Origin of the sequence: Neobacillus vireti, assembly GCF_036962465.1 — a bacterium.
Taxonomy (GTDB): Bacteria; Bacillota; Bacilli; order Bacillales; family Cytobacillaceae; genus Neobacillus; species Neobacillus vireti_B.
The window spans coordinates 890-27,004 of the sequence record NZ_JBALNF010000049.1; the positions used below are offsets into that span (position 1 = coordinate 890).

Consider the following 26,115-nt stretch of genomic DNA (forward strand, 5'->3'; position numbering starts at 1 on the left):
CCAACTTCAGACAAGGAGGGGCTAAAAGAGTGAGGTTGTGTCTGAAGTCGAACCAACTTCAGACAAGTCAAGGCTAAAAGAGCAAGGTTGTGTCCGAAGTCGAACCAACTTCAGACAAGGAAGAGCTAAAAGAGTGAGGTTGTGTCCGAAGACGAACCAACTTCGGACAAGGAAGAGCTAAAAGAGCGAGGGGTGTGTCCGAAGACGCGCCAACATCGGACAAGGCAATCCAAAAAAAGTGTGTGGATGTCCGAAGAATACCAAATAAGCACTAATACTCCGTTAAAAGACTCCCCGTATCATACAGCATTTTATAGAAAATGAGATTTAATGTTAAGGATAAATCCTTTAATACTACAATAAAGAACTCACCAGCAACCATGTGTTGCCATATACACTGCGCATTAGACGTGTGAGGTCATTCGAAAGCATGACCTCACACGGCAAGTTGCTTCAAAACTGACTTATAAGCGTTCCATTATAAACCCAAAAATCAGATCCAATAATTCCTGACTCCAGAAAGTACCCTCGTGCGGTCCATTTTCAACCTCTATCATTTGGGCATCTGCTCCACAGTCACACAATTTTTGGAACATCATAAGACACTGCTCATATGGCACAGGCTCATCGTTATTTCCCTGCACCAGCAAAAATGGAGGATAATCCATTCCTTCCTTCACTTTGTAAATGGGACTCATATCCTTAAAAACATCCAAATTTTCTTTAGGATTTCCACCTGCCAAAGCGAAATCGACGGGAGTAGGATTTTCAAGCCGAGCTTCCCGTTTTAGCAAATCTGCGGGCCCGAAGCAATCCACGACCAGCTTAACCCGATCAGAAAAATCGGCATATTCCTCCGTTCGATAGGCAGGCTCATCAGCTGTAAGCCCAGCGAGCAAAGCCATATTGCCTCCGGAGGAAGTACCCCAGATTCCAACTCGGTCGGGATCGATATGATATTCTGCACTCTTTGCCCTCATGAATCGAATCGCCGTTTTTACGTCCTCAAAGCATGCAGGCCACGGGTTTCCTTCCAAACTGTTCCGGTGAGTAATGGTGGCAATTACATAACCTTGCGCAGCAAGCTGGGAGAGCTGCGGGATTTGATAATACATATTGGGAAAAGTCCAGCCACTGCCTTGCACGAATACGATACACGGGTACTTTTCCTGAGAGTCTTCAGGAAACTGCGGGGAAATAATAGTCATCTTTGTACCGGACCTTTGTGCAAGGGAATAGACGATATCTGGGAATATGTGTGCCAAGCCTTTCAAAGAAGGATTATAATCGATTTTCTTAATTTCTGGATATGCCATTGCCAATTCACCTCTATATATATTTTGGGTTGCCTGTTATCTCTAAATTTCCATTTCCAGCTTCATAATTCCGCGATCTACACTTTTCTCCGATGCTCGAAAAACCTGTCAAAAATGGGATGGAAGCTTACACTAATATATTTGTCTTGATTAGGTTTACGGTCTGCACAGCTTCAGCATCTTTCTCTAATTGGAAGCTTACTTTCTTATCTTCACACACCAGTTCATACTCACCAAGGAATCCTTCAATTGAAACCAGACCATTATCATCTGTCCTACAGCTCATATTGGTGGACCAGTCTTCTTTGATTAGTTTCTTCAGGACTTTATAAGATGGTTTTAAGCTATTATCTTTTCTAATAAATCCAGAAGGAGCACCAATCCATGCACCATCATCACTGAATTGCCAGGAGGAAATGGCTTCTACAAGCGGATGCCTAAATCCTTTCCTTTAACAGGATATCCTGATTCATCCACAAGTTTAATGGTCTTAAGTGCCATTCGGTGTACAAATTCATTTGTCTGGCCCATTCTATCCCTCCAATTTCATCCATTTTTTCGCATTGTCTGCAGAGAAAACGCTTTATCATTTCTATTAAATTTTACCAAACTTACTTTATCCGGCAAACAAACTAATGTGGTAAATTTTAAAGAATTTTTATTCCTCTAAGGTATCATTCTTTTAAGTATTAGTAATCCACACAAGTGTTGTTAAACCAACGTTTGTGTGGATTCTTTATTAATGAATAAGGTAAGGAATGCCCTTTCATTCGTTTTTCACATCTTTCAGATATTAGGGTGAAATCAATGTATGTAAGTTTAAACAGTTCTAGAAGGACATACCCGCTTCTTTCCTATTGCAAATAAAAGAAACGATGCATAGTTTATTGAAAGATCATTTACTATCCCAAGATAGCTATTCAATAAAAAAGCATGATTTTATTTTTTGCATAAAGGAGTTGGTTGTTTGGCAAGGACATCATTAGCAAGTATTCTGCAAAAATCATTTCAATTGGCAGAAACAGAATGGAAAAGACAAAAATGCAGTGGACAAGCTGCTGACCAGGAGGGTATTTTTCCTCAAATAGAATTTGTCTCGATTGAAAAGAAAAAGAAGCTGTTTTCTAAATTTCATGATGAGGATGAAATGGCTCCACGGATTGTTATTGTCGGAGCAGGTTTGGCAGGTCTCACTTGTGCCTACCGGCTTAAGCAGGGTGGGATTGAAACAACTATTTATGAAGCGGGGGAACGGGTTGGGGGACGTTGTTGGACAAGAAGAGACTATTTTAAAGAAGGACAGATTGTCGAACGCGGCGGTGAGTTCATTGATACTTGTCATATAGAGATTCAGAAGCTGGTAAAAGAGCTCGGATTAGAATTAGATCATTTAATCAAGGCAGAAGCTAGAGGTACCAAACCATTTTATTTTATTGATGGGGGCGATTATTCCTTTAAAGATGTGACAGAGGATTTTAAAAAAATCTTCCCGAAACTTCAAACTGATTTATTAAAAGCAAGTGAAACGACGCTTTACCATTCCTATACAGAGCGGGGATTTGAGTTGGATCATATGTCCATTGTTGACTATATCAATGAAATCGTCCCGGGAGGCATGCAATCGAGATTTGGTAAATTATTAGCATTGGCGTATACGATTGAAAATGGCGCTGATGCCCGAAAGCAAAGTGCATTAAATCTACTTTATTTATTAGGTTTTGCTCAAAGGGAGCCATTTCAAATTTACGGGGATTCTGATGAATGCCTTCATGTTAGGGGTGGAAATGATCAAATCCCGGACATTTTAGCAAAGAATCTTAAAGGACAAATTAGATTTAATTCCCGGCTTAAAAAGATTGAACATGATGGCCAAAATGAAATACGCCTTGTTTTTCAAAATGATGAAAAGGAATGGGATGTTCTTGCAGACAAGGTCATTCTAGCAATCCCTATTAGTATTTTAAGAACGATAGATTATGAGAGTGCAAGCTTCCGTTTGTTAAAAAAACAGGCGATTAAAGAGATTGGTATGGGTGTTAATACAAAACTTCATGTCCAATTCACCGGCAGAGTTTGGAATGAGTTTGGAAATAATGGAGAGACGTTTGCAGATATAGGCTATCAGCAGACATTCGAGTCGTCAAGAGCCCAACAAGGCATATCAGGAATTCTTGCTAACTTCACAGGAGGGGAAACGGCTGCCAAACTGTTTGCGATAACAAATGATAAAATAGAAGAAAGGACTAACAAATTCTTGGACAAGTTAAACCTAGTGGTACCAGGAATTCAAAGGAATTGGAATGGACTAGCCACTATTGATCACTGGCTTAGCAACCAATGGACTAAAGGCTCCTATTCCTATTTAAAGGTTGGCCAACATACAAAATTTGGTGGTATTTTGGGACAAAGGGAAGGAAATATTTTCTTTGCGGGTGAGCACACATCCATTAAGTATCCTGGGTATTTAAATGGAGCAGTTGAGTCTGGGGAAAGAGCTGCACAAGAGATTATTGAGGATATTTTAAAAAAAGATAATTGAGCCAACAAAAATGAAACAAGGGCATAAAAAAGCTATAAGTTCATTACAAATAAAAGTACCCGATAGGAGAGACCTTTTTAGTGTCTTCTCTATCGGGTACAGTTTTGGGCAAAATGCTTGCCCTTGTTAATTATTACTCATAACATATCCTCTAAATTTAAGCTCTTTTGGCTTTTGCACGAGAAGCATCGAGTTTCTTATTAATGTCTTCTACGTCTTTATCTGTTAGTGGGTAAAGAGCCATAACAATCATCGAAACAATCGCAAGCGCCGCTGGAATCCAAATCGCTGTGATATTGATACCAGATAGAGCACTAGCAGTTTGTTTCGCCGCATTTCCATCGAAGCCGAAAGCTGCAAGGAACCAAAGCGGAATGGCACCACCAAGAGTGAAACCAATCTTGAAGAAGAGACCCATAATCGCGTTGATGATCGCAGCGTTACGTTTGCCAGACTTCATTTCACCGTAAGAGACAACCTCAGGAACAAGTGCCCACATGAAACCAGTTGCAGAAGTAAGACCCCATTGCTTAATAAAAGTTGAAACATAAGCAAGGAAGAGTGAATCATGCATGCCATCCAACGACCATACCCAAGTAAGGATTTCACCTACAACAAACATACCAAGGAAGAAATGGAAGAATCCCTTTTTACCAAAGACTTTTCTCAATTTAGGCCAGAAGACTGGGAAAGCAATACCAGGGATTGAGGCGATAAGACCTACTGCACCCATCCAGTCTGAGTGGTTGACCGTGTACTGATTAAAGAATCCATTCACTGTGTTCATGAAGAACATGAAGGTGAATGCAAGCATAAAGAAGAAACCAAGAATAACAAGCGGTTTGTTGTTTTTCAATTCAACGAACAGGTCTAAAGCTTTCACTTCTGCAGATTGTTCAGCAGTGGCAACAACGCGTTCTTTTGTGAGACGGTAACAGAAGAACAAAGCCAAAGCGCCAAGGATCATGTAAACCATGTAAACCCCAAACCAAGCATGACTTGCAGATGCATCAGTATAAGTTCCCATGTTGATCTTGAGTCCAAAGAAACCTGTGTCCTTCATTGAGCGGTCTTTCGGTGCTGCCATTTGGACAAACATAGGGAACAATGTATAAACTAACAGATTAGCGATGTTAGCCAGCATCATACGAGTGGTTGTGATTTTATCTACGGATTCAGGGTCACGTGTAAGTGAAGCATTTAATGAACCGTAAGGAATGTTAACGACAGAATAAACCAAGTCGAGCAAAAAGTACGTGATAAAGGCGATTGGCACTGAACCACGAATGGCTGGAATTGGAACAAAGAGCATCGCTGCTAAGATAACAAGTGGAACACCTGCAATCAGAAGCCAAGGACGATATTTACCGTTCTTGAATGTATGTTTATCGACATAAGTACCAACCATTGGATCCCAGAAAACGTTGACAATTCGGACAAACAAGAAGATGAACCCTGCTGCTGCCGTACCAATCGCATTTACAGTAGTAAGATAGAGAGCCAGGAATCCTCCGACAGTACCAAATACGAGGTTTTGGGCAAAGTCCCCTAGACCGTAACCGATCCGTTCAGCAAGGCTGAGCTTATGGTACTCATTTTGTTGAATGTTTTGTGTAGTTTTGTTCATTTGTTTAACGGTTGATTCCATTAAAGCCATGTCATAAATCTCCTTTACAGCCAAATTTTCAATCGGTTTATCCGCTTACATAATAGACATTAAAAAAAGTCTGTTTGATAAAATGAGCCAATCGATCTTTTTAGACCTAAAGCAGGGTTAACCGCTTTCACCAATGGTAAAAAATTTTAAGCAACTCCTAAAAGAGTTGAATACTTTATTAAGTGATCGATTACATCCACTAACTAACTAGAATTCTTTCAATATAAGGTGTAAATGAAACCATTTATCCACTTAGTTTGTTTATTTAAATAAACAAAGAGAATACCTTTATTTCACTCATCCTAAACAATACTTAAATCCATTTAAAAAGTAAATATGTTGGATTTTTCTACCTATAAAGCCTTATTTCACCTCTTTAACTAGTAATTTAAACCTGAAACCGTCAACACTTTAGTACAAAAGAAACCATAATTACTTTTAACTTAGTTTGTCCATCGAATAAACTAAACTGTGTGTTTATACTAACACATCTTTTTTAATTGAACAATATATAAACTTATAAATTTTTACGATATAATAAAAAATAATCAAATACAGGATTCGGCAGTTAGATTGAGAAGATAAACAGCTAAAGAGATGAGGAGAATAGGTGAAATTAGCAGAACAAAACGATAGTAAAATGCATAGTCTAAAAGTTATTCTGAGTACTATTATGAAACATTATCCGATCTCCAGGGCAAACCTCTCGGAAATTACAAGTCTGAACAAAGCAACCGTTTCTTTGCAAACGAATACATTGATTGAGAATCAGCTTGTTTCCGAAATTGGGGTGGGAGTGTCGAACGGGGGCCGAAAACCTATATTGCTAGTTTTTAATAAAAACGCCGGCTATGCAATCGGAGTTGAACTTGCTGCCAATTATATTCAAACGATTTTAAGTGATTTAGAGGGGAATTTGCTTTTCTCTGACTTTTTTGAATTTGCGAACGAGTCATTGGAAGCGCTTAAATCAATATTAATTGATAGAATTAGACTGGTGACCAATCATGCCCCGGAATCTCCATATGGCATTATTGGTATCGGGGTAGGGGTACATGGATTTGTGAATGAGGATCAAACGGTCTTATATACTCCCCATTCAAATTGGGACAAAGCTGACATAAAAAATTTACTCGAAGCCCATTTTAAGTTTCCTGTTTTCATTGAAAATGAAGCAAATGCCGGAGCTATTGGAGAAAAATTGTATGGTGCCATAAAGAATTCCGATAACAGCATTTATATAAGCGTAGGAACTGGTATTGGCCTGGCAATCATGGTAAATAACCAGCTTTACCGCGGATCAGGTGGAGTTTCTGGAGAAATGGGGCATATGACCATTGAATTCAATGGAAAAAAATGCGGCTGCGGAAACCAAGGCTGTTGGGAGCTATATGCATCTGAACGTGCATTTTTTACGAAGCTTTCCAGAATAAAAAATGGAAGGGAACTGACACTTGAAAAGGCCAATAAGATGATTCAGGAAAACGATGGCGATATATTGATGGAAATAGAAAAATTTGGGTATTATTTTGGGGTTGGTTTAACGAACATGATTCATACGTTTAACCCTGACTCGATTGTCTTAAGAAGTAACTTGATTGAGGCTAATCCCATCATTTTAAAGTCGATTAAGAAGACGGTTTCAAGTAGGATATCAAGGCATATACCGCTAAAAAGCGAGATTTTGATTTCCCAGCTCAACAAAAATGCCGTCGTCCTCGGAGCTGCTTCGTTTATGATAAAAAAATTCCTTGAGGATTCCAAGATGGTTAAGGAATAGGATCACCTGTTGTAAAATCAGCTTTAAAATGTATTCGGAATGAAAAACATAGTATGGGAGCGAAATAGTGGGGAAGGGTTGGAAAATGAGGTTCCGGTTAATAAAAAAGGATACCCATTTTCAGGCAGCAATCTTAGTAAAAAAGACCTTGGAGGCTAATAAAGCTTTTCAAGGTCTTTTTAGGCATTTATCGACTTTACTATGCTTAGTTTGAGTATGGATCAATGGTTTGAATCGTTCCGTCTTCATTATATTTTAGTTCGGTATATTTAACACATCGTTTGTGGTCAACCCCTTTAGACAGGGAACAGTCATGATAAAATAAATACCATTTATCCTCAAACTGAACAATGGAATGATGGGTGGTCCAGCCGATCACAGGGGTCAGGATTGTCCCTTTGAAAATATATGGACCTAGAGGATTTTCACTGATTCCATAAACAATGGTATGGGTTGTACCAGTGGAGTAAGAAAGATAATATCTTCCATTGTATTTATGTACCCATGGGCCCTCAAAAAATCTTCTTTCCTCATCACCGGCAAGGATTGGCTTGCCACCTTCGTCTACAATCGATATTTCTTGCGGTTTGTCCTTAAAACTAAGCATGTCCTCAGTTAATTCAGCTGCCATTGGACCTAACGCCGGTTGTGACGGATCAGGCCCCTCGGCATCAGAAATAAATGTACCTGTCTGCCATTTTTCTAATTGTCCACCCCAAAGGCCGCCAAAATACACATAGGCTCGGTTGTCGTCATCCGCTAAAACGGCAGGATCAATACTGAAGCTTCCTGGAATGTAATTTTCTTCAGCTTTGAAAGGGCCGGCAGGGTTCGAGCCAGTCGCAACACCAATTCGAAAGATCCCATCCTTATCTCTTGCTGGGAAAAATAAATAATACTGGTTATTTTTAAAAGCAGCATCCGGTGCCCACATCTGTTTACTAGCCCAAGGAACATCTCGAATGTGAAGTGCTTCGCCATGGTCCACACATGGAGAATTGAAATTATCGATCGACAAAACATGATAATCTTCCATCGCATATTGATCACCACTACCATCATCAATAGTTTTTCCACTATGCTCAATATCATGGGAAGGATAAATATAAAGTTTCCCTTCAAATACATGTGCAGAAGGATCTGCGGTATATATATGGTCAACCAAAGGCTCGTTTTGTTTTACATTCTTTGACATTTTTTAATCTCCTTTAAAATAATTCTAACCTTCTAATTGGTCCACAGGTTGGATTAGAGGCGGTTACCTTTGGATAACAGTTGAAGTCAACTATTTTTGGCTAGAAAATTATTCTTATACTAATTTAATAGACAGGAAACACTCACAAATATTGCAAACATCAGTCACGCTTTTCTAATTAACTTTATATGCATAGGTAATAAAAAACCGAAAGAGATAAGAAAAACAATGATTGAAACGTACCAATTCCAGCCCTTGTATTTCATATACCCAACATGGACCATGCCAAATTCTATTAATAACGCAATTAAAGTGAAAAAAGTTGTTAATTTCCATTTATTAGTAAGAGTAAGGTAATTTAAATAAAGTATCGCAAGTGAGCTTGGTATAAATGTATAACTAAGAAGATCTCCAATTCCCGCTTTTTTCGGATCTCCAATATCAAAAAGGTCGAGTTCCCTGGCAATTAGACCATCGCTAAACCAAGTTATAAATCCGACAACACCAAATGTAATATAAATCTCTCTCCAAGATATATTTTTTTTAGGGATGATTAGGACTGTTAGTGCAAATAAAATACTTGCTGTAACAGGAAACCATATTCCCTTTGCTCCTAAGTCCAAGTTCGCTATAAATTGCTGCATTTGATTTTTTACCCCTTTTATTTTGTATGGTTATTTTTAACTATTAGTAAGGGTTATATACTGCTTGAAGGCATTTTTCAGCCAAGAATAAAAAAGAGAACGTTGTCTTAAGGAACAAATTAAAACTCTATTATTGGTATCGGCTTTTAACCGGGAATCAGTACAAAAAGGGCTATTTCTTTTTAAAAGAAACATTTTGCTATAATCATCAATTTAATTCCGATGCTATGGATTATTTCTTATTTGGATTTATGCTTCTGATTTCTCCATTACTCATTGGGTGAATTCGAGGGTTTTACAAATTATAAAATGCAGAAAGGGAAAAAACTTGTTTTTCTCTTTCTGCATTTTATTTAGGATCTTATCCCGTTAATGGCAGTTTGCGCTTGAGAATTGGACTTGATAAAGGCTCAACGAAATCTTTGTATTAATCGTCACTACAATAAATTTTCTATTAAACCGATAGTACAAGTTGTTTCCTTTTCAAACCAATTCGCATAGTAATAATAATACCAGGAAATGAAGAGAGGTATGGTAAGTAAAGCAATTATCCCAGCTGCGGGTTATGATACTCGGAATCACACCAAACAAAAACAATCGACTATGTTTTAACCCGATCATCCATTATATCGTTGAAGAAGCAGTTCAATCTGGTATTGGACAACTTGTTATCATGATGAGAAAAACAATGGCTAGTCCATTGTTTTTTTAGAAAAGGAGTGAGTTAGTTTGTTAGAAAATGTTTCTATAATTATACCTTTCCAAACAGACCACGGGCCAAGAGCGGCGGCATTTGAATTGGTTAAAGGGTTTTACGCTCATTTTATGCCTGAGGCGGAAATATGTTTAGGAATCATAAATGGCGAGGAAATTAATAAAGCAAAAGCAGTTAACCTCGCTGCAAAAAAAGCAAAAGGAAAAATATTGGTAATAGCTGACGCGGATGTGATTTATGACCGCAAGCTCATTGTTAAATCCCTAGATTTGCTAAATAAAGGGGCATCATGGGTCGTTCCGTTTACTGAGGTTTACAATGTTGAGAAAGAAGGGACAGAAAGATTAATAAAAACAAGCCCAAATTTAATTAACATTAGACCCAATGAATGTACTAAATCCGACTGGTTATATGAAGGATTTGCCGGAAAGTTATTTGTCATACCTAGAGAAAATTTTGATGCAGTGGGCGGTTTTGATGAAAGGTTCATTGGTTGGGGTGGGGAAGATGATGCTTTTTCACATGCAGTCCGTACTCTTTGTGGAGAAATAGTAAATGTAGAAGGACGAATATTTCATTTATGGCATCCGAGTGCAAACTACGCAACAAATCCCAATGGGAAAGCAAATGGAGACCTTCTAAATCGTTATAAACGGGCAAGCGGGAATAAGACGGCAATGTTGAACCTTATAAAAGAGAGAAATTCTAATCTACCAAATTATCGGGACAATACTATCAATTTATTAAAAAGTGAGGAAAATATAATACCAGAAACGCCTAAAAGCAAAATATGTTTTGCTATTCTGGTTCACGAAGGCAGAGAGTTAGTCAAGCAGCTAATAGATAATGTTCGATACTACTGTCCCAACAGCGCAATTGTGTTATACAATGGCGGAGATGATCCACTGCTCTGTAAGGATTTAGGTGTTCCCGTATGTCCTACAAGTCGAAAGTTGGAGCGGGGATGGACAACCATTTATTTTCTAGAAGTAATGGAATGGTTAGAAGAATTGGGACTGGAGTATGAATATTTTATTAATATCGATTCGGATGCATTGTTCATCAAAAAAGGATATGAAGAATTCATCCAAACTGAAATGAAAGATACAGATTACATGGCAGTTTTGCTTAGAATCCCAGAGGAAAATTGGTATATTGGGAACGAACTACAGAAAGACATTGAGAGATGGAAGAAATTTTTTAATGTTAACCCTTTTTATGGTGTTTTCAACGTTGGACAAGTAATTTCCAGGCCCATAGTAAAATCATTGATTAAGCCAGAATTAAGCCAAAGGTTAAAGAAGGCTTTATTAAAAACGGTTTCCTTCGGTACGGATGAAGTAGTCTTTGTAAACATGGCAAAGGAACTGGGGTTTAGGTTAAAGAAGTATCCCAACGCTATTGACTCCATAATGATACGCTACCGGCCTTTTGCCACGGTGGAAGAAGTAATTTCCTGGCTAAATAATAAGGAAAGTGGCGGTTTATGTCATCCTGTAAAACGAGAGCGAGATGAGCCTGTTCGGAATCTAATTCTTAATATTAATGGTGAAATAAATAAAAAACAGTACTATAGTAAGGAATTTCCATGGTATAAAAAAAATCCAGCTGATTATTCTCTTTCATTACCAATCAAAAGTACATTTGGTAATTTAGAGCTTATTGTCCGGTCCGATTCTACTTTGATCCACTATTGGCAGAATCCTAAAGGCAAGTGGAAGAAAGGCGAAACGTTTGCTAAAGGCGTTACGGGAAATCCCATATTTTTTCAAGGTAAAACAGGACAATTTGGAGTAGTCTGTAAAATGGAAAATGGGAAAATGGGTTTTTGGATGAGAGACAACAAAAAAGAAGGCTTCCCTTGGTATGGGCCATCGATGCAAGAGCTTGGGAATGCAGAACCAATCATGGTCAGTAACCTTGGTGATGACAAGCATATTATGGTATTTAAAGAGGATGGTCAATATTTTTATGGGTTGATCGATAATAAGGAAATGCAATAAGGATTTCCATCAGTAACCTGATTCCATTTTCGTCAAGGGAAATCTATTTAAGCTAACTAAGACTCACGTTCCCAATGCCACGATACTTCTTCAAATCTCTTCATAAAAGGAATAGCACAAAAAATAAATGAAGATAAGTCGCTTTCCACACCCTAAAATTTCCGCGTATTGAGCTTTCTGAAGTATAATCAAATGTTTTGCACCCCTCCTAAAAACTCTAACAGCATTAGATGATAGAACATCAAATCAAATTGGTTTCTACAATTATCCATTCTTGATTAATTCGACCCTAAAGCAGGGGTTAAGAGCATTTCTTTGTAATGAGAAATGCTTTTTCTTTTTGTCTCGTTTAAAAGGATATAACAATAATAATATAATTAAAAACAATATTAGTTTATTGTAAAACAATAAATTCTGTGGTAAAGTCACCTTATTATTAAATCAGTGAGGTGCTTTTTGTGAAAAAAGTGACGACATTCTTTTTAAAGGTAGTTGTTATTTTTATCGGAATCCCAGTTCTTGCCTTGTGTATATTTTTGGTACCTAAAATCGGGAATTTTGCTGGAGAATTGTATCCAGGTATTGCTTATATGAAATCGCTTGTTTTAATCGATATGTACGCAGCAGCAATACCTTTTTACTTTGCTCTGTATCAAGCTTTTAAACTTTTAAGCTATATTGATAGGGACCAAGCGTTCTCGGAATTAGCAGTAAAGGCGTTAAGGAAAATAACATACTGTGCCATCACGATTAGTGCCATATACCTGTTAGGTATGCCACTCTACTATCTCATGGCGAAAAAAATTGACCCCCCAAGTTTCATTCCAATCGGATTGGTCATTATTTTCGCCTCTATGGTAATCGCCGTATTTGCTGCTGTTCTCCAACGACTTTTACAAGAAGCGATTACGATAAAATCAGAAAATGATTTAACAGTCTGAGGTGTAGAAAATGGCCATTATTATTAATATTGATGTGATGTTAGCAAAACGAAAAATGAGCGTAACGGAGCTTTCGGAAAGGGTTGGAATAACGATGGCGAATCTTTCCATTCTGAAAAATGGGAAAGCAAAAGCGGTACGTTTTTCAACTTTAGAAGCAATATGTAAGGCTTTGGACTGTCAGCCAGGTGATATTTTGGAGTACAAAAGCGACGAAAACACTCTTTAAAAACAGACAACTGTATAAGGATAAAAAGTAGGGACTATGGTCGTGATATTTGAGTGATTCCTTTGATTCCGAATAAAACCCAATAACTTGGAAAAATTATAAAAAATACCAAATGAAAATAACGAGGGAGAAATAGAATGAAGAAAACCATTGCGGATTCACTGGTTGAAGCCTTGTTAAATGCTGGTGTAAAAAGGGTTTATGGAATAATTGGAGACTCACTGAACGCCGTCATCGATTCCATCCGGCGTTCCGAAAAAATTGAATGGATCCATGTCCGTCATGAAGAGGTTGCTGCATTTGCAGCCGGTGCAGATGCAGATATGACCGGAAGCATCGCTGTGTGTGCCGGCAGCAGTGGTCCAGGCAATATGCACCTCATCAATGGATTGTACGACTGTCACCGCAACCGGGTCCCTGTACTTGCCATTGCAGCACACATTCCAAGCTACGAAATCGGCACCAATTTTTTTCAGGAAACACGTCCTGATCATCTATTTAAGGACTGCAGCTACTACTGCGAGATTGTGACAACTGCACACCAGATGCCGCGCTCCGTACTCGTTGCCATGCAGAATGCCGTTTCGCGTAAAGGGGTGTCCGTTCTTGTTCTGCCAGGGGACGTCGCTGGCTATGAAGCAGACGACACACCTGTACCGGAACATGTCCTTCATGTAACGCAGCCGGTCATTCGTCCTTCAGATACGGAGTTAAAGCAGTTAGCGGACTATTTAAACCAGGGCAAACGGATCACGCTGTTGTGCGGAGCCGGCTGTAAAGGGGCTCACACGGAGCTGATGCAGCTTTGCGAAAAACTGCAATCACCAATGGTTATAGCATTAAGAGGGAAAGAACATCTGGAGTATGATAATCCTTACTATGTCGGACTAACAGGCCTGATTGGGTATTCATCCGGCTACCATGCGGTTAAAGACTGTGATGTCCTGCTGATGCTCGGTACCGATTTTCCATACCGGCAATTCTATCCAAAAGATGCCACCATTTTGCAAGTCGATATTGAGCCTGGACATCTTGGCCGCCGAACCGACCTCACCTACGGGCTGTGCGGCGATGTGAAGGCAACGCTTGAGGCATTGCTGCCTTTTCTTACAGAGTCTCATGATGGAAGCCACCTGGAGAAATTGACCGGCCATTATCGTAAAATCCGCGATGATTTGGATGACCTTGCAAGCGGAAAACCTGGCCGCACACCAATCCATCCTCAATATCTAACAAAAGCTGTCAGTGATCTGGCAAGTGAGAACGCGGTTTTTACCTGTGATGTTGGAACCCCGACACTTTGGGCTGCTCGTTATCTGCAAATGAACGGACAAAGGCGGCTGTTAGGTTCTTTTAATCACGGAACGATGGCAAATGCCCTGCCACAGGCCATTGGTGCACAGCTTGCCCAGCCTGGCCGCCAGGTTATCTCCCTTTCCGGAGATGGAGGGCTTGCCATGTTAATGGGCGATCTTCTCACACTTAGGCAGCATAAATTGCCTGTAAAGGTGGTCGTATTCAACAACGGTGCGCTGAGTTTCGTCGAGCTTGAAATGAAAGCGCAAGGATTCCTGGAAACAGGAACTGCTCTAGATAATCCCAACTTTGCAGATGTCGCGAAAGCGGTTGGCATTGAAGGCATTCGCGTCGAGGATCCAGCAGAATTGGAGGGAGCGATTCAACGTGCCCTTCAACATGATGGTCCAGTATTGGTTGATGTCGTAGTGAATCGCCAGGAATTGGCTTTTCCACCGAAAATCACATTTGAACAGGCGCATGGTTTTAGCCTTTGGATGATGAAAGCCGTTTTGAACGGGCATGGAAATGAGCTTATTGATCTTGCCAAAACGAATTTTATCCGTTAATAATCCATGGATAATCCTTAAAAGGAAATCGGTGTTGAAGAGCCAGTGTTAGATGTAGTGGTAAGAAATCCTTCTTTAATACTTCAAAGATTAAATTTTATATAAAAGCCCAAGTGAGTAACCTTACTTGGGCATGTAATTTCGAACCATTGGAAATTTCAACTGGTAAGCATGGATCCAATAGGTTGCAATTAGCTTAATAACTCTATTCAGAAAAGAAAAGAAAAGACATCAAATTTGTATCGTAAAAGAAAGGAGGGAAATCGTATATTTACATTATTTAAATATTGCTTAAAGGGGCAGTTTAGATTTGTAAAGCTAAACTGCTCTTTTTATATTTTTATAGAGTGGGTAAATCTCAACTTCTAACGTATTTTACCTAAATAGGGTTGATGCATTTTCTAGAAAAACTTTAAATATATTGGAAAATGATTATAGAAATTAAATATACTCAAAAAGCAGATGGAATAACATAGGGTTAAGGAAGAAGAGGAGCAGGAATGACTGGATATTGAACCCTATTAATGTAAAGTAATCTTGACCATTTCCTGAGAATTGCTCTTTATTGATGAAACTTAGAAAACGTGTATTAATGGATCTTGTAGCTATGTAAAAGGAGGAGTTTAAGTGGGATATATCTATTTAATGGTTTCTATTATTTCTGAACTAATTGGTACTTCTATGGTCAAGGCTTCAGAAGGATTTACAAAAGTATTTCCCGTCATGGGTGTATTTGTAAGTTTTTCAATTGCGTTTTTCTTTTTATCTTTATCACTAAAGATGATACCATTAAATGCAGCATATGCTATTTGGTCAGGACTAGGTACAATAGCTACTGTTATAATATCAGTATTAATTTGGAAAGAAAGAATCACTATTGGCAGTGTTATAGGAATTTTATTGATAGTCACTGGAGTAGTTGTATTAAACCTTTGGGGTCCTGCACATAATACTTCATCTAATTCAGTAAATACCTTATCCAACGTAGTGGAAAAAGAAAAAATTAAAGAATGAAAAAATGTACTGAAACCAAGCCAGGTTGACTTAGCACTAAATTGAGCATAGATTCTTGTCAGTCCCCATTTTCTGATCACCGAGTAAACTCTCCAATGACGTCCAATGGAGCACCTTGATAGCCCTACTGTTAACACAGTAAGGCTATTTTACATCTTCCGCCAAACCCTGTCATAGATCACATGAATGATTACTAAACGTTACAAGACAATTCCTTGTTTGATGATTTCTACTTTTACATTCGTGTTAAACTTTACATTTTTAAAATATTCCTTCTTATCTAGCGTTTCCCAAGTTTTGGGGTGAAACGCAATCAATCTCCTCCCAATTCCAAATGCATCACAATTCGACTGTTGTAATTTTGTAATGACCTGTTGCGCGTCTTCTGTAAGGTCCTTTGTTAATACCTTATTTAGTCGTTCTATATCCTTTGGAACATTCCCTTTTGGATATTCATCAACATTTACCTTTAAATGTAATTTTAGTTGAACAGAGACCTCTCCGTTTTTCACATGAACTTTCAATTTTCTTTTCATATTGTTGACATTAAGCGAAATATAATTTCTTAATTTCTCCTTTTTTACATTATTGACTCGTTTTGTAAATCGAGCGTATTTTCCTTTTTTGTTATTCAATAGCAGAAGTAGGCAAGAATCTTGTGGAGATAATTTTCCTGAATATTTTTTTTCATCCATTAGAGCTAAGCCTACTACAACTGCGGTTTTTTTATTATTCATTTTAAGGTAAGGGAGGACGATGTCTTCTCCCGGGTCAAGCATTTCTGAGGCTAGCGTCTGGATGGTTTGATTCGGAATGACCGAGTTTTCTTCTGCGCTAGTAAGTGCGTCTTGTATATATTCGCTCACGTTTGGCTCATGTTTTGGTCTAATAGCAAGCAGATTCACCGCTTTTCCATCCACTACAGCTAGTGTCGCACCCAGTGAATTTCGCGCATCTCTCCAGACGACATCTAATGGGGGATAAATACCTTCAGCCGCCATCCGTTCACCGAACATAATCAGCTTATTTTTAGATGAATCTAATATTCCAGATACTTCTCGATCAATTTTAAGTCGACAATCCCTTGGTGTATGACCTTTTGCAGATAGTGTTTCACTTTTTACCTTGGCTTGCGGTCCCGCGGAGGACTCATCGATTATGGGAATGGAGACTCCTAATAAAAATTCGTCGTTATCTGCTAAATCATAACTTAATATCTGGACCAATACGGCATTTTTCATCAGGTGCTGGTCCCAACACCCAGTAAGTAGTAATAAACATAGAAGTAAAATAATCGACTTTTTGCTTTTCATGGTTTACTCACCACTTCTTTTTTCGAAAAAACCCAAGAGAGAATAAGTAGAAGTACAGGGATGATGCCGATAAAAATATAGTGCGTCGGTCCAAGAAAGTGATTAAAATTTTCAAAGTCTCTTCCTTGATCAGGAAAAAGAGCCAAAATCAAATAAGCACCTGCCACAATAGGCAGAAATCGGGCATAGTGTTTTTTTCTAAAAATGCTGGCAAACCCCATTGCAGATAATAATAACCAGTTTGCAATCGAAGTGGCAACAATGACAAGCCAGAGGGATAAGAAAAATAAATCCGTCCTTTCGATAACCTGAAATGAATAGGCTTTAATCATATATAATAATGGCTCTGGAGTCAGTCCGATATCTAAATTAGGCTCAAAATAGACAAGGGCTGCAAACACCAAAAAGGTATAAAAGAAGGTGACAAAAATATTCGCAGTTGTGATGGCAATCAACTTTTCTTTTCCCGAAGATTGTACATGGGGATGAATAAAAAGAAACAGTTCAAAGCCCAACATGGAGAAAGCAGCTTCTTTTGAACCTTTTAATATTGTTAGAAAACTATGATCCCCGATTGGTAAGATATACAGGAAGTTCGCATCCTTCATTGCATACGCAATCAACACTAATAATACAAACAGAATGGGGGATACCAGTACATAGAATCTCGCAATACTGGTTAAACCTTCATTGACGATGTAAATGCAAGTGATGAGGATTAAAACCATTGTAATCCAATTAGGGGTGCGCGGTAAAATCCATTTATCAAGGATATCACTATATCTTGCTAAAACTAAGCTCCCTGTTACCATAAAATAGAGTGCGTAACAAAGAATCAACAGCTTCCCGGCAAAATTACCCAGTATTTTGGGAAGTATTTGGTACAAAGAGAGTGAAGGAAATCTTCTGATTAGTCCCCAATAGGAAAAGATAATCCCCTGTGAGATGATTCCTGCTATTAGAGTGGACATCCAGCCATCCTGCTTGGCTATTAATGCCACATCATGGGGCAACGATAATATACCTACACCAATCTGGGCCTGGATAATCATAAAGACAAGCTGCTTGTTCGTAATTTTATTCTTCTTTTTTTTCATTACTCTCCCAGCCCCTTGCCAAAGATTGCTTTTTCAGGATGTTCGGTTTTGAATCATTTGGACGTGTATTAAATTTCCATAGGGGTAAACGGATAAACGTATCTTTAATGTCTTTTAATCGAAATGGGGCCCAAGGTGTAAAGTAGGCTGTGCCAAATGACTCTAACCTGCATAAATGAGCTAAAGTAAACATAAACCCAAAGATGATTCCTACAAACCCAAACGTTGACGCCAAAATCATATGGGGAAACCGCAAAAATCGTACGGCATCACTCATTTCTGTGGTTGGGATGCTGTAGGCCGCAATGGCAGTAATCGCCACAACCACAATCATGGTATTCGAAATGAGGCCTGCACGGACAACGGCGTCACCAATAACCAAACCTCCAACAATACCGATGGTTTGGCCAATTCTGGATGGAAGGCGTACCCCCGCTTCACGAATCAGTTCAATGGTCAACTCCATGACAAGTGCTTCAATTAACGGAGGAAAAGGGATATTTTTAATTGAACTTACAACAGGGAGAACTAAATCATCCGGGAGTACTTCAAAATGAAAACCAATCACCGCAATATAAATAGCAGGTAAATTAATCGCAATTAAAATGCTTACGAGTCTCATGGAACGGATAAAGGTTCCGATCATCCAGCGTGAGTTATAATCATCAGGCGAATGAAAAAATGCAAAAAAAGTGACGGGAATAATTAAACAAGAAGGGTACCCTTCCATCAAAACTGCTACTCTTCCTTCATTTAGATGACTTACAACACGATCTACTCTCTCAGTACTTAAAATCTGAGGAAAGGGTGACCAAGTGGAATCTTCGATTAACTCCTGAAGAGCTCCAGTACCGGGGAGATAATCCATTGAAATATGATGGACCCTCCGTTTGAACTCGCTGATCATTTCATGATTGGCAAGATCTTTCATATAAACCATGGCTATTTTGGATTGCACCTGGTCACCCAATGTTATATGTTCCATGGTAAGGTTTACGGTTCTAAACGATTTCCTAATTAAATGAAGATTAGTTGAAAGATTTTCGATAAAACCTTCATGAGAACCCTGAATGACTTGTTCATTACTAGGTTCTATAATACTTCTATCTTTGGAGAGGCCAACTTCGACCATGTAAAGTTCTTTGACACCATCCAAGAACATGATACAGGACCCATTTAAAAGTGCTTGTTGAGCTTTAATTAAGTTATTTGATTTAAGAAAGACAGAATGAAGTACATTTTCGAACGGGGTAACCGCTGCTTCCATGATAGGTTTTATAATATCTCTTTGAATTTTATCCTTATCTGCCATCGTATCTAAGAAAACTAAAATTCCGCGAATATTTCTTTCATTGAATTCCTTAATCGTTAAATCAGCTGAATCAGAAAACGTATGTTTAAAAAAAGAAATATTTTCATCAATTGTGTGAAATACCTCTTTAAACGATATAGAATTCTGATTTGAATCACCCGGTTGAACATCCCTTTTCATGAACTTTTTTAAAGCAGGGAAAATGAATTTCATTTTTTTACTCCCTTAATTAAAATCTTTCCATTATCATCCCCAAGATTTGGAATAACTATGTATTTGTTTGGAATGGTTGAAATAAATAAAAAGGAAGATCTTTAAGTAAATCCGCCTTGCTATTATCCATATGATTAAACACATTGAGCTAATTCTATTGCATGTTGATTCTAATTTATCTAACAGTCGCAAGAATGGAAGAACAAGTCTACCATTTGGATTGGACCTTAGTGAAAAAGGAAGTACAATTAAAGTATTAAGGGTGTAGTTCTTTAAGATTTCTTTTTATATCAAAATTAATTGAGTTGAAATTAATATTTTATGATATTAGAATGAATGGAAATATCGAACAAATGGTGCCTGACACCAATGGAAAGGAGAGATCGGCTATGACCTCTTTTGTTGATCGGCGAAATGGTATTTTCCCATCGGTTTGTTCACTGGACTGCCCGGATCAATGCGGGTTGCTCCTTCATAAAAAGGACGGAAAAATTATCAAAGTCGAGGGTGACCCAAATCATCCAGTCACAAAGGGTTTTATTTGCAACAAGGTCCGTAATATGTCGGAACGAATCTATGATGAAAAACGGCTAAAATATCCAATGAAGCGTATTGGTGCGAAAGGAGAAGGGCAGTTTGTCCGAATAAGCTGGGAGGAAGCGATTGAAACCATTACCACCCGCTGGAAGGAGCTGCTACAAAAAGAGGGTGCCGAAAGTATTCTGCCCTACAGCTTTTATGGAAATATGGGAAACCTAAGTGCAGAAGGAATGGACCGACGCTTCCTCAATCGTTTGGGATCCTCTCAGTTGGACAGGAGTATCTGTAACTCAGCTGGTGCAGTTGGTTATAAATATACTATGGGCGCAAGTCTCGGAACCGATCCGGAGGATACCATCCACACCAAGCTGTTTATTTTTTGGGGGATCAATGCTGTAAGTACCAACATGCACCAAGTAGCTCTTGCCCAACAAGCCCGGAAACAAAATGGCGCTAAAATCATTGTGATTGATGTCCATAAAAATCAAACTGCTAGATTAGCAGACTGGTTTATTCCTATTTTACCAGGTACTGATACCGCTTTGGCTTTAGGAATGATGCATATTTTATTTTCCGAGAACATGGTGGATTCCGCATTTCTGGAGCAATATACAGTCGGTCATGAGCAGCTCCGAGATCATGTCGTGCAGTATGACCCTGCTACCGTATCAGGCATTACCGGCATACCGGTCGAGGATATTGTTCAACTGGCAAGGATGTATGGTAAAACTTCACCTGCCTTTATTCGGATTGGAAATGGCCCGCAGCACCACGACAATGGCGGTATGTTTGTGAGAACGATTTCCTGCCTTCCTGCTTTAACAGGACAGTGGTTAGTAAAAGGTGGAGGGGCGATCAAAGGAAATTCCGCTTACCTAGCACACAATACTGCTATTTTGCAGCGGCCAGAGTTGTTAAAAAATAAAAAAACGCGGGTGATTAATATGAACCTGCTGGGAGAAGCCTTGCTCACTTTAGATCCCCCAGTAAAATCGCTCTATGTATATGGGACTAATCCAGCCGTTGTGGCACCAGCTGGCAACAAGGTAAGAAGAGGATTGAAACGTGATGACTTATTTACGATCGTCCATGATTTATTTTTAACTGAAACGGCCAGATACGCGGACATTGTTTTACCAGCCACATCTTCCTTTGAAAACACCGATTTTTATACATCGTATTGGCATCACTATATTCAGCTTCAACAGCCAGTAATCGAACCATTCGAGGAAGCAAAGTCAAACGTGGAAGTGTTCCGGCTGCTAGCTGCAGGAATGGGCTTTACGGAAAGAGCTTTTGATGAAACAGAAGCAGAATTAATTGGGCAATCACTAGCGAATCCCGTGAATCCTTTTATGAAAGATATCACATACGAATCCTTAATCGAACATCATTATCTTAAGGCAAAAGCGAAATTTCCTGATAGGCTCCCAACACCGAGCGGAAAAATCGAACTATATTCAGAAAAGATGAAACAGGATGGATTTCCTCCGTTACCAACCTATGTACCTTTAAAAAATGACTCTTATCACTCCTTTCAATTTATAGCTGGGCCAAACCATAGCTTTTTAAATTCAACATTTGCAAACCAGTCAACACATGCCAGTCTTGAAAAAGAGCCTCATGTGGTTCTAAATCGAAACGATGCCAGAAAATTGGAAGTGGAAAATGGAGAAAAGGTCCGCGTATGGAACGAACAAGGGGAATGTATTTTAAAAGTAAGTGTTGGTGACAGCGTCCTTCCAGGTGTGGCAGTGACTCAAGGCCTTTGGGGAGCAGATCAAGGAACAAAACAGCTGGTCAACTCTCTTACTCCCGATCGCATCGCAGACATGGGCGGTGGAGCCACTTTTTTTTCAGGGAGAGTTACCGTCGAAAAATTAACTGGTGACTGACACTCCAAAAAACGTAAGATTGGCTTATATACGGCGGTATGTATATTACTGCTAAAAAGTTTATCTGTTTTGTCCTCCTTGAAATATGGTTTTTAATAAAAATCCTAAAAATATAGCAGGAAAAGACCAATATCTTAAAATCTATATCTGAAAAACTAGATAATCTAAAAAATTAAAAACTAAAGCTACAAATAGATAAATATAAATTAACAGAAAAATGGATTGTCCCATAACCAGACAATCCATTTTTTCTGTTATTGATTCAATTCAACCGTTTCATTCACATCTGTCGATCTAGAACTTTGCCCTGTCATCCGTTTATAGAGAAAGGCAATTTTCTTCGTGTAATTACCGGTATCCCAATATTCAGCTGATTCCGCTTTTACTTTGATCAAGACAACATTAGGATCATCATAAGAAGTTTGCATAATTTTCTCGTAAGCTTTGCTCCACAATTCCTTTTTCTTTCCTAAATCCTCAACGATTTCCGCTCGTCCGCGGACGGAAACATAGGATTTACCTGCATAAGCCACATTAACTTCTTGGTCATGTAAAATTTCTTCATATTTATCAGTCTCTTTTTTCGTAAAAAACCATAAGTCACCATCAAACTCTACTTCTTGTGTTTTCATAGGACGAGAAACAAGGCCTTCTTTCGATAAGGTAGTCAGCATGGCCGTGTCGATGTCTTTAATCAACTCTCTTAAAGTTTCCATTTCTTCTTGTTTAATCATATTCCATCACCTCATAAATGTTCTAGAGGTATAATACCCTTTACGCCAACTTTTATTCAGGTAGGGCGAATGACTAGGCTAACTCATTTTGAAGAATTCTATTTTCTAGACAAACTAACATCCTTATTTTTGCGGTTTCTAACCTCATCCATCTTTTTGTAAAAGCTTTCCTCTAGATCAATTCCAAAGAAATTGGCAAATTTAATCATATAGGCTAAGCAATCTGCAAATTCCTTACCTAACTCTTCCTTTGCATTTTCTTTCGCTAAATCAAAAGCTTCAGTATCATTTATTCCATTTAAAATTTGGCTATTGGTGAAATTAAAAGTTTTTCTAAGTTCTTCAGCGACTTCAGCTACCTCAGTGGTTAAGAGCATATAGTTGTTCAATAGGGAAGCTCGTGTTTTCTCATAACTTTCATTAGTAATTTCCCAGTTCATTTCTTCATGATATTTTTTCAAAAACGTCTGCATTTCCTTCATGGTAGCACCTCTTAGTAAAATGATAAATTTAAATAAATTAGGTAACAAGGAATTACCAGTTCAAGTCTTATTATAAATTAAAGGTGCAAAAATTCGTAAACAAATACATTTTGTTGAAGATGAAGGTTTGTTCCGTAATCTCATTTTCAATTATCAGGAGCAATAGTTCAAGCTGTGCGTAAAGCAGGTGTATCTTTAATGGAGTTTGTCTGAATTATGGAAAAAGGAATAGCCATTTATTTGGGGCTATTCCTTTTTCGCTCATTCGCTTGTTTTTGTCGATTATAACTATCCTTATATCTTTGATAAAAACCAATAGCGAAGGTAAGCCAGAAGGCACTAATAAAGTAACCAGCGATTATATCACTAGGATAATGAACTCCTAAATAAATCCGGCTTATTCCTATGGTTACAATCATAAATCCACTTAAAATGATTAAAAGTGTCCGCCCTAATCGGGTAGAAATATGCCGCCATAGCAGGAAGGTTAGAACTCCATATAAAGCAAACGCCATCGTTGCATGACCACTAGGAAAACTATAATTACTTGCTTCGGCTAAGCGATGTAAATCCGGCCGGGCTCTATGAAACAACTGCTTTAATGTTAAAAAGAGAACATTAGCACCTAAGATAACAGCAATAAATAATACAAGTTCTGAACGATGTTTTAATACCTGATACAGAAATATAATTGATAAAAGTGAAATCAGGATAACAGGTGTAGTTCCACCAATAAAGGAGAAAAATTTCATAACAGTTGTAAGCATGGGTGCTTCAAAACCTTGAATAAATGAAATGATGTTTCCGTCAAAAGTAAGGATGGTATGTTTGCTAACAAGCAGTGCCATAATGCCAAACCCCATAAGTGCGATAAAACTTATGAGAAATGCTATAAAAAGCTGCTTTTTTAAATTCATAATCAGGCCTCATTTCTAATTTAAATAAGGTTATTTTCGCATAAATTGTTGTCTTTTGTAAAAGTTTATCGAGCCGTATAACTCTTAGTATCGTAGCCCTTTTTTCGTAAAAACATTACGAAAATGTCCCTGAAACTTAAGTTTTGCTCCTTAACTAGGTTAAAAGCAACAAAGTTTACGAAAGTAGTTTTAAATAATGATAAATAGTAAGAAACAATTATCTGTTTACTTGAAGTTTTATGCACTCCAATTGTTACATTCACCGTGTCTTAGGATTTACCCTATTTTGGGGAATCTGATACATATTGACTGGAGGGTCACCATTCGCACTTCTTGCAAGTATGGTAGCCTTATACAACGAGGTCGGAGATTTCCAAGTTTTGCACATGATGGAGACCCGACTGATCCATATGTAAATAAATCTGGTGATGATTATAAGTTGGATGTGGGCTTTCTTATAATCGATGTAAAGCGGTTGGAAAACCTAATTATGCAGCCGTCAAAATAAAATTGGTGTTAAGGATTGGTTTATAAAAAATAGAAGGGGCCATCGGACAAGGATGAGCCCTTCTATTTGCGTGGTAAATAGTAAAAATATTAAGACTATTTAATTTACTATTCAAATGGTAGAATAAATTAAATAAAACCGCTTTAATTCTCGAATCAGATTGGAGAGCATTTTAATGAGAATCAAGGGTTATAAGGATTTATTGGAAGTAATTGACAAACGAACTGAGAGAGAAGATTATTTATTACAGAATCTAGATAAGGTACCGAAATATCATAAACAACAACCTCTTTTTGTTAAAGATATGTTAGGAGATGAAGAATGGAAAATAATTATGGATTTTGACGAAGAAGGAATTATTACATCTTTTCCAAATGAGGAATTAAAAACAAATAAGTTCTTAATAAGAAGAAAAATGAAATATGTACCTATACTTCCACACAAACATGATTATATTGAAATGGTATACGTTTTAGCAGGAAGTTTTATTCAAGAAATTAAAGGAAGACAGATTGAAATGAATAAAGGGGATTTATGTATTTTAGACCGAAATATCGTACATAGCTCCTTGCCTTTAAGTGAATTAGATGTCGTTGTCAATATCATCTTGACACCAAAATTTTTTGATGGAATATTTATGCATTTATTGTCTGATGATAACTATATTTCCAATTTTATTATCAATAGTCTTTACACTAAGAGTAAAGAACAAAATTTCTTAATACACCATGTAAAAGACGATGCATTAATAAAGACCATTTTAGAGAACCTTCTGCTAGAATATTATTCAACAGAAATGAAATCTCCGACGGCTATAAACGGCTATCTACTAATTCTTTTTACAGAACTATCAAGAGAAATTACTTATATTAATGGAGATCTTATAAAGGATGAACAGCATAGGGTAAAGGAAAGAATTTTAACCTACATTAGAAATAGCTATAAAGACACAAATCTTAATGATATGGCAGATTATTTTCATTTTCATCCAAGTTATCTAAGCACTCTTGTTAAGAAAGAATTCGGGAAAAACTTTAAGGATTTACTGACTGATGTTCGAATGTCAGAGGCTAGCAAATTACTTAAAAACACAGATATGACAATTGAAAATATCGTATATGAATTAGGTTATACCAACTTAAGTCACTTTTATAAAGTTTTTAAGAAAACGTACGGTATGACTCCGAATCGATACAAAACAAATAT

Annotated in this window: 20 protein-coding genes; 9 read left to right on the forward strand and 11 right to left on the reverse strand. The window is 37.9% G+C overall.

Features of this window, described 5'->3' with window-relative positions:
• Window positions 1–464: 464 nt before the first annotated feature.
• Both V7077_RS19525 and V7077_RS19530 read right to left on the reverse strand, forming a co-directional pair.
• The gene (locus V7077_RS19525; protein ID WP_335504982.1) at window positions 465–1,316 is read right to left on the reverse strand and encodes an alpha/beta hydrolase; all 852 of its coding nucleotides are present in this window, start codon (window positions 1,314–1,316) and stop codon (window positions 465–467) included.
• Between the two features lie 127 nt (window positions 1,317–1,443).
• Window positions 1,444–1,602: a hypothetical protein gene (locus V7077_RS19530; protein ID WP_335504984.1), complete on the reverse strand. Its 159-nt coding sequence runs from the start codon at window positions 1,600–1,602 to the stop codon at window positions 1,444–1,446.
• Window positions 1,603–2,283: 681 nt separating this feature from the next.
• Between V7077_RS19530 and V7077_RS19535 the strand changes: the two genes are divergently transcribed.
• Window positions 2,284–3,855 carry a flavin monoamine oxidase family protein gene (locus V7077_RS19535; RefSeq protein WP_335504986.1) on the forward strand — a complete coding sequence of 524 codons (1,572 nt, stop codon included), beginning with the start codon at window positions 2,284–2,286 and terminating at the stop codon, window positions 3,853–3,855.
• 157 nt (window positions 3,856–4,012) lie between these two features.
• On the opposite strand, the gene V7077_RS19540 is transcribed toward V7077_RS19535, so the two are convergent.
• Window positions 4,013–5,512 carry an MFS transporter gene (locus tag V7077_RS19540; protein ID WP_420489684.1) on the reverse strand — a complete coding sequence of 500 codons (1,500 nt, stop codon included), beginning with the start codon at window positions 5,510–5,512 and terminating at the stop codon, window positions 4,013–4,015.
• A 610-nt stretch (window positions 5,513–6,122) separates the two neighbouring features.
• On the opposite strand from V7077_RS19540, the gene V7077_RS19545 reads away from it, so the two are divergent.
• Window positions 6,123–7,292: an ROK family protein gene (locus V7077_RS19545; RefSeq protein WP_335504988.1), complete on the forward strand. Its 1,170-nt coding sequence runs from the start codon at window positions 6,123–6,125 to the stop codon at window positions 7,290–7,292.
• Between the two features lie 205 nt (window positions 7,293–7,497).
• Here the strand turns inward: V7077_RS19545 and V7077_RS19550 are convergent, their stop codons facing one another.
• Together V7077_RS19550 and V7077_RS19555 are read right to left on the reverse strand one after the other, a co-directional pair.
• Complete coding sequence (locus V7077_RS19550) at window positions 7,498–8,487, reverse strand: glycoside hydrolase family 43 protein (RefSeq protein ID WP_335504989.1); 990 nt, start codon at window positions 8,485–8,487, stop codon at window positions 7,498–7,500.
• A gap of 164 nt (window positions 8,488–8,651) precedes the next feature.
• On the reverse strand, window positions 8,652–9,131 hold the full coding sequence (locus V7077_RS19555; RefSeq protein ID WP_335504991.1) for a hypothetical protein: 480 nt from the start codon (window positions 9,129–9,131) through the stop codon (window positions 8,652–8,654).
• 729 nt (window positions 9,132–9,860) lie between these two features.
• Here V7077_RS19555 and V7077_RS19560 point away from each other — a divergent pair.
• From V7077_RS19560 to V7077_RS19580, 5 genes are all read left to right on the forward strand, one after another.
• Window positions 9,861–11,849 (forward strand): galactosyltransferase-related protein, encoded by a 1,989-nt coding sequence (locus V7077_RS19560; protein WP_335504992.1) that lies wholly within the window; start codon window positions 9,861–9,863, stop codon window positions 11,847–11,849.
• A 458-nt stretch (window positions 11,850–12,307) separates the two neighbouring features.
• Entirely contained in the window at window positions 12,308–12,790 is a 483-nt protein-coding gene (locus V7077_RS19565; protein WP_335504994.1) for a DUF2975 domain-containing protein, read from the forward strand.
• A 10-nt stretch (window positions 12,791–12,800) separates the two neighbouring features.
• Window positions 12,801–13,019, forward strand: a complete 219-nt coding sequence (locus V7077_RS19570) for a helix-turn-helix domain-containing protein (protein ID WP_335504996.1) — start codon at window positions 12,801–12,803, stop codon at window positions 13,017–13,019.
• A gap of 137 nt (window positions 13,020–13,156) precedes the next feature.
• A complete protein-coding gene (poxB, locus tag V7077_RS19575) occupies window positions 13,157–14,884 on the forward strand; it encodes a ubiquinone-dependent pyruvate dehydrogenase (RefSeq protein ID WP_335504998.1) in 1,728 nt (575 codons plus the stop codon).
• A 627-nt stretch (window positions 14,885–15,511) separates the two neighbouring features.
• On the forward strand, window positions 15,512–15,898 hold the full coding sequence (locus tag V7077_RS19580) for a DMT family transporter (RefSeq protein ID WP_335505000.1): 387 nt from the start codon (window positions 15,512–15,514) through the stop codon (window positions 15,896–15,898).
• 200 nt (window positions 15,899–16,098) lie between these two features.
• On the opposite strand, the gene V7077_RS19585 is transcribed toward V7077_RS19580, so the two are convergent.
• The 3 genes from V7077_RS19585 to V7077_RS19595 are packed head-to-tail and all read right to left on the reverse strand — an operon-like array spanning window position 16,099 to window position 19,833.
• Window positions 16,099–17,211 carry a Ger(x)C family spore germination protein gene (locus V7077_RS19585; protein WP_335505002.1) on the reverse strand — a complete coding sequence of 371 codons (1,113 nt, stop codon included), beginning with the start codon at window positions 17,209–17,211 and terminating at the stop codon, window positions 16,099–16,101.
• Window positions 17,208–18,308, reverse strand: coding sequence for a GerAB/ArcD/ProY family transporter (locus V7077_RS19590; RefSeq protein WP_335505004.1), 1,101 nt, complete (start codon window positions 18,306–18,308; stop codon window positions 17,208–17,210). The genes V7077_RS19585 and V7077_RS19590 overlap by 4 nt, the downstream gene beginning before the upstream one ends.
• Window positions 18,289–19,833 (reverse strand): spore germination protein, encoded by a 1,545-nt coding sequence (locus tag V7077_RS19595; protein ID WP_335505006.1) that lies wholly within the window; start codon window positions 19,831–19,833, stop codon window positions 18,289–18,291. The genes V7077_RS19590 and V7077_RS19595 overlap by 20 nt, the downstream gene beginning before the upstream one ends.
• Window positions 19,834–20,222: 389 nt before the next feature.
• On the opposite strand from V7077_RS19595, the gene V7077_RS19600 reads away from it, so the two are divergent.
• A complete protein-coding gene (locus V7077_RS19600; RefSeq protein ID WP_335505008.1) occupies window positions 20,223–22,268 on the forward strand; it encodes a molybdopterin-containing oxidoreductase family protein in 2,046 nt (681 codons plus the stop codon).
• A 254-nt stretch (window positions 22,269–22,522) separates the two neighbouring features.
• Here V7077_RS19600 and V7077_RS19605 read toward each other — a convergent pair whose 3' ends face one another.
• The 3 genes from V7077_RS19605 to V7077_RS19615 form a co-directional block, all read right to left on the reverse strand.
• Complete coding sequence (locus V7077_RS19605; RefSeq protein WP_335505010.1) at window positions 22,523–23,002, reverse strand: pyridoxamine 5'-phosphate oxidase family protein; 480 nt, start codon at window positions 23,000–23,002, stop codon at window positions 22,523–22,525.
• Window positions 23,003–23,100: 98 nt separating this feature from the next.
• On the reverse strand, window positions 23,101–23,484 hold the full coding sequence (locus V7077_RS19610) for a MazG nucleotide pyrophosphohydrolase domain-containing protein (RefSeq protein ID WP_335505012.1): 384 nt from the start codon (window positions 23,482–23,484) through the stop codon (window positions 23,101–23,103).
• A gap of 236 nt (window positions 23,485–23,720) precedes the next feature.
• Window positions 23,721–24,401 carry a phosphatase PAP2 family protein gene (locus V7077_RS19615; RefSeq protein WP_335505014.1) on the reverse strand — a complete coding sequence of 227 codons (681 nt, stop codon included), beginning with the start codon at window positions 24,399–24,401 and terminating at the stop codon, window positions 23,721–23,723.
• A 683-nt stretch (window positions 24,402–25,084) separates the two neighbouring features.
• Between V7077_RS19615 and V7077_RS19620 the strand changes: the two genes are divergently transcribed.
• A partial coding sequence (locus tag V7077_RS19620; protein WP_335505015.1) for an AraC family transcriptional regulator occupies window positions 25,085–26,115 on the forward strand: 1,031 nt, incomplete at its 3' end.